The 3,199-nt window shown below is 59.4% G+C and carries 6 protein-coding genes; all 6 read left to right on the top strand.

The window, feature by feature from the left end; genetic code table 11:
- The coding region (locus tag IBX54_RS13900) for a hypothetical protein (protein ID WP_296543253.1) at window positions 1-523 on the top strand (523 nt) is incomplete at its 5' end.
- Window positions 516-1,040, top strand: coding sequence for a hypothetical protein (locus IBX54_RS13895; RefSeq protein ID WP_296543252.1), 525 nt, complete (start codon window positions 516-518; stop codon window positions 1,038-1,040). The genes IBX54_RS13900 and IBX54_RS13895, both read left to right, overlap by 8 nt.
- A complete protein-coding gene (locus tag IBX54_RS13890) occupies window positions 1,041-1,886 on the top strand; it encodes an ATP-binding protein (protein WP_296543251.1) in 846 nt (281 codons plus the stop codon).
- A gap of 5 nt (window positions 1,887-1,891) precedes the next feature.
- On the top strand, window positions 1,892-2,542 hold the full coding sequence (locus tag IBX54_RS13885; RefSeq protein WP_296543250.1) for a hypothetical protein: 651 nt from the start codon (window positions 1,892-1,894) through the stop codon (window positions 2,540-2,542).
- A gap of 13 nt (window positions 2,543-2,555) precedes the next feature.
- Window positions 2,556-2,831, top strand: coding sequence for a hypothetical protein (locus tag IBX54_RS13880; protein ID WP_296543249.1), 276 nt, complete (start codon window positions 2,556-2,558; stop codon window positions 2,829-2,831).
- A partial coding sequence (locus tag IBX54_RS13875; protein ID WP_296543248.1) for a DUF6511 domain-containing protein occupies window positions 2,828-3,199 on the top strand: 372 nt, incomplete at its 3' end. The genes IBX54_RS13880 and IBX54_RS13875, both read left to right, overlap by 4 nt.

The following is a 3,199-nucleotide window of genomic DNA, read 5'->3' as shown; positions in this document are numbered from 1 at the left end:
CGCAGCCGATCTGACGCAATTGCCTGTGCAGGCTCAGCGCGAGGTCTTGACCCGCACCCCGCAGGAAATCCGCGCCATTGCGCAGGATGTGGGCAACCGTATCCAGAGCGCTGGTGTGGTCGGCCAGTCCGCTGTGCGCATCTTTGATGACGTTACCCAGACAACGGGACTCGACGGTACACAGCAACTCGCCGTTGCCCAAGTCCTCAAGGAACAAGCAACGCCGCTGCCAACGCCGTCGCAGGCAAAGCGCATCGCATCCGAGGGTGCCAAAGGTCTTCTCGTGCTCGGCAGTGATGGCCGCTACCACACCGCACCGGGTGACCCCGATGAGAACGCACGCATGCAGCAATGGCTGAACTTGCGCGAGGGGCTTGAGCCTCTGGCCAATCTACGGTTTTCAGCAAACGAGGCCTTCGCCTGCATTCCTGCTTACCAACAGAAAAACGTCACCGCCTGGCTCACCAGCGCTGTGCCTTACCTCAATCAACTCAATTCACTCTGGAGCAACGCGCATGCGTAATTCAAATCTCACCCAACTTCGCGAGGCTGTCCGAAGCGAAATCCTACAGGCGTTCGATTGCCTGGGCTTTGCCAAACCGCGTGACATCGCAAAATTGGTCTGCTATGCCAACCCCGACAGCGTTGCCGCCATTGGCGCTCAGTTGGCAGAAAACGCCATCACCGACGTGGCCCGGCGTGAACTCAAAAACAGCACCAAAAGCTGTGAGTCGAGTATGCAGATGCTGCTCCCAGGCTTGCCCGAAGTGATGGCGCGACTGCTGCCACCGGCCATCAGCATTCCCAGCGATGACGACTCCAACGACGAATGCTTCGTCTACAAGCCTCTGGCCAAGGTCACCTTTGGTGAGCTTGGTGCGCACCTGGACATGCTGACAAGCCAGATTCAGGCCGACATCAGTCGCCACCGCGCGCTCACTGAACTCCACGATATGGCCCTGTCCATGGGGGCCAATGTTCAGAGTTGCGTGTTCGATGTCCTCGGCGCCAGCGTGACGCTTGAAGCGGAGGTGGCATAAATGGCACTCCCAATCATCACCGCCGACGAGCGGCGCGCCCAGCGCCGAGGTGTCAAGATTGTCATTTTGGGTGTCAGCGGCATCGGCAAAACAACCCAGCTCAAATGCCTCGATACCCACTCCACATTGTTCATCGATTTGGAGGCGGGTGACTTGTCTGTCTCGGACTGGAACGGCGACTGCCTGCGCCCGCGCACCTGGCCCGAGTTTCGCGATCTGGTGGTCTATCTGGCCGGGCCCAACCCGGCGCTGCCCGAGCAGTCACCGTTTTCTCAGTCGCACTTTGACCATGTGTGCTCGATTTATGGCGACCCAGCCAACCTGGACAAGTACCAGACCTACTTTTGCGACTCCATCACGGCGCTCTCTCGGCTGTGCTTTAACTGGGCCAAGAGCCAGCCAGCAGCGTTTTCCGAGCGTACCGGCAAGCCCGATTCACGCGGTGCATATGGTCTTTTGGGCCAGGAAATGGTCACGGCATTGACCCATTTGCAGCACGCCCGTGGCAAGAACGTGGTGTTTGTGGCCATCCTGGACAGCAAGACAGATGACTTCGGTCGCAAGGTCTTTGTGCCCCAGATCGAGGGCAGCGCCACTGCATTGCAACTGCCCGGAATTGTTGACGAGGTGGTCACCTTGGCCGAAATCAAGGCCGATGACGGTAGCTCCTATCGGGCATTTGTCACCCAGACCATCAACCCTTACAGCTATCCGGCCAAAGACCGCAGCGGCCGTCTTGACCTGCTGGAGCCACCCGACCTGGGTGCGCTCATCGCCAAGTGCGCTGGCACTGGCACACCTGCACTGCACCCACAAGCCCCAACCCTCACTGATTCCAAGGAGTAATTCAAATGAACGACAACAACACCAATGTCTGGTCAGACTTTAACGACGCACAAGCGCAGCAAACAGGCTTTGACCTGATCCCCAAGGGGGCACTCGTGCCGGTGCTGATGACGCTCAAGCCCGGTGGCCACTACGACGCCAGCCAAGGCTGGTCGGACGGCTATCCCACCCAGTCACCCAAGACGGGTGCGGTCTATCTGGCCGCCGAGTTTGTGATCACCGGCGGCGAATATGCCAAACGCAAGGTGTGGTCAAACATCGGTCTGTACTCACCCAAGGGGCCAACCTGGACGCAGATGGGCCGAACTTTTGTGCGCGCCGCACTGAACAGCGCTAGAGGCGTCCTGCCGCAAGACAACAGCCCTCAGGCTGCTGCTGCCCGCCGTATCCAGGGTTTTGCCGACCTCGATGGTCTTGAGTTTGTCGTGCGCGTCGATATCGAAAAAGATGACCGGGGTGAAGATCGTAACGTCGTCAAGACGGCCATCGAGCCTGACCACCCAGAGTACGCGCGCACCATGGGGGTGCCTTCCAAATTGACAGCCAGCGCGTCAGTGCACGGCAGTCCTGCAGCCTTCGCAGCGCCAGCCAATAGCCCGGTCGCGCCTGAGCCCCAACGCGCGCCTGTTTCCGGCAAACCCGCCTGGGCGCAGTAAGGAGGAGCCAGCCATGAACGCCACATCACCCCTGTCGCAGGCATATTACCCAGCCTGTTTCAGTGACGCGTCGCAGTACCAGCAGTGGCGCGCCGCTGCCAGAAAGGCCAAAGCTGGTGCGAGCGACTACTGCACCGATTGCACGCGTGAGTACCAGCGCGAAATGATCAAGCAGTCCCGCTGCGCCCATCCTAAAACCCGATTCTTTGTCGACTGCGACGGTTTTACGGAAGGCCGTCGCCCAATCAATGAGCGCCTCTTTAACGACAAGACGAAAGGCAGGCGATGAAATGCTGGGTCTGCTCTCGTCAAGCCCGGGGCTACGGTCATACCGACAACCGGCATCGCACAGGACAGGCCCAGCGGTATCCGCTGGACTGGGTTTTCTGCTCCGAGCGTTGCCAGAAGGCGTTTCACGCCATGTACGGCAACTGGGTGCGTCTGCAAGACGACCTGATCGACAGCAAGGGGGCGACCATGGTCAATCTCTCTGAGGTCGAGCACAGCGCCATGGTCAAGTGCCTCAAGGCCTTCGGCGAAGCAGCCGGGGCCATTGGATTCACAAAACCACTTGGTGACTATTCTGAATCCGAGGCTTTGAAGGTGATCGATTCCATCGTCACCTGCTTTACGCAGGCCATGGTCGAGCACCATGAG

Source organism: Rhodoferax sp. (assembly GCF_014859475.1).
Taxonomy (GTDB): Bacteria; Pseudomonadota; Gammaproteobacteria; order Burkholderiales; family Burkholderiaceae_C; genus Rhodoferax.
This window is presented reverse-complemented; position numbering and strand designations above follow the sequence as displayed.